Annotated in this window: 2 protein-coding genes; both read right to left on the bottom strand. The window is 43.4% G+C overall.

The window, feature by feature from the left end; all coding sequences use genetic code 11:
• A partial coding sequence (locus tag VF500_RS24220) for an L-histidine N(alpha)-methyltransferase (protein WP_330862137.1) occupies positions 1–613 on the bottom strand: 613 nt, incomplete at its 3' end.
• A gap of 25 nt (positions 614–638) precedes the next feature.
• The gene (gene egtB / locus VF500_RS24215) at positions 639–1790 is read right to left on the bottom strand and encodes an ergothioneine biosynthesis protein EgtB (protein WP_330862136.1); all 1152 of its coding nucleotides are present in this window, start codon (positions 1788–1790) and stop codon (positions 639–641) included.
• Between the last annotated feature and the right edge of the window lie 32 nt (positions 1791–1822).

The following is a 1822-nucleotide window of genomic DNA, read 5'->3' as shown; positions in this document are numbered from 1 at the left end:
TCAGGTCCATGCCAATTAACACCATATCCCCTTCTGATAGGTTATTTCTTAGCTCACGGCAAAACTCTATGGCCCCATCAAGTGGCATATTGCCAATGTTTGAACCTAAAAACAGCACCACTTTACGCCTTGGTGAAATAGCGGCGGCCTTTTTCAGCATCTCAAAATATTCGCCATTTAGTCCGGTGATCTTTAAGCCGGGCAAAGTTACGGGCAGGGTTATATTGAGGTATGATATTACATTATCTGAGATATCAATAGGCAAATAGGTAAAATCAGCCTTTTTATCCAGCAGATATTTAAGCAGGTAAGAGGATTTTGTGGCATCACCAGCACCAAGTTCTATCAGGTCAAAAGCATCTCCATCGGCAATTAGCGCATCGCAGATTTCAGCGGTTTTTTCTGAAAAGATCTCCAGTTCGCAGTTAGTCGGATAGTATTCAGGGCAGTTCATGAGCTCCTGGAACAGCTTATCGCCATTGGCATCATAAAAATACTTTGAATTGAGGTGCTTTGGCTCTGCCTGCAGCCCTGCTACAACGTCGGCATAAAACTGCCTGTTTTCGGCGCTTATGTCACAATTTACGGCTGTGGGTGTAAAGGCTTGGTTCATAGATGTGGTGGTGTTTTGTGTCAATTTACCTCGCAAGTCTTATGCCAGTAAATTGCCATCGTAAATTTGTCTGAAAAAAATTGCGATAAGTTGCACGACTATGACCCGGAGGTGTAACTTCTGACGCGCCGCGCAACACTTTCTGGTTAACCATAAACTTGCCATTGTATTCGCCTATGGCACCCGGCGCTTTGGCAAAACCCGGGTAAGGCAGGTAGGAACTTTCAGTCCATTCCCAGCGGCGCCCCCAGTTAAATTTTGAAGAGGCAGCTTCCCACTCAAATTCGGTCGGCAAACGCAAGCCTTTCCACGAAGCGTAAGCATAAGCTTCAAAATAGCTGATATGGGTAACCGGATCTTTCAAATGAAGTGGCTCTAAACCGTGATAGGTATAATTATGCCATTCACTATCTACCAGATGCCAATATAAAGGAACTTCAACCTTATTGGTTTTTACCCAATCCCAGCCTTCGGCGTGCCAATGTCGAAAATCGTGGTAGCCGCCGCTGTTAATAAACTCCAGGTATTGTGCATTGGTTACCAGTTTAGGGCTTATTTGATATCCATTGAGATATACTTTATGGTGGTTAAGCTCATTATCAAAACAAAATCCATCGCCGGTAAAGCCTATTTCATAAATACCTTCATCCATGCTGATAAAAGCATCATCCTTCCCTCCATCAATACGAGGGGCAGTGTAATTTTTATTATAGGCTGGAAACAGCGGATTATGCCCCAGTATAAATTTAATATCGGTCATTAAAAGCTCCTGGTGCTGCTCTTCGTGGTTAAAACCGAGAATAAGGAGTTCTTTAACATCGTCGCTTATTTCGCCGCATAAAAAGCCCTCCATGGCCTCGTCAACATATTTACGGTAACTGTAAATTTCAATAACCGTTGGGCGGCTCAGGTTGCCGCGGTCGGTACGGATCACGCGTGTGCCAACAGTTTCGTAGTAACTGTTAAAAACGTAGTTATAATCAGGATTATATTCCTTGTAACCCATGAAGTAGGGCTTAAGGATAAACGTTTCAAAAAACCAGGTAACGTGCCCGATATGCCATTTAGGCGGACTAACGTCCACCACAGGCTGTACCACATAGTCTTCGGTTTGCAAATACGAGCAAATTTTTTCTGTACGTTGGCGTACCTCTTTGTACCGGGCTATTAAATCCATTGATATTACTTACTATCCAAAAACTGCTTTAA

The organism is Mucilaginibacter sp., from assembly GCF_036383575.1.
Taxonomy (GTDB): Bacteria; Bacteroidota; Bacteroidia; order Sphingobacteriales; family Sphingobacteriaceae; genus Mucilaginibacter.
The sequence above is the reverse complement of the archived record's forward strand: the minus strand, read 5'-3'. Positions and strand labels throughout refer to the sequence as shown.

Bases quoted from the DNA above. Each gene is read 5' to 3' on its own strand.
- egtB (WP_330862136.1), bottom strand. From the start codon at position 1,790: ATGGATTTAATAGCCCGGTACAAAGAGGTACGCCAACGTACAGAAAAA.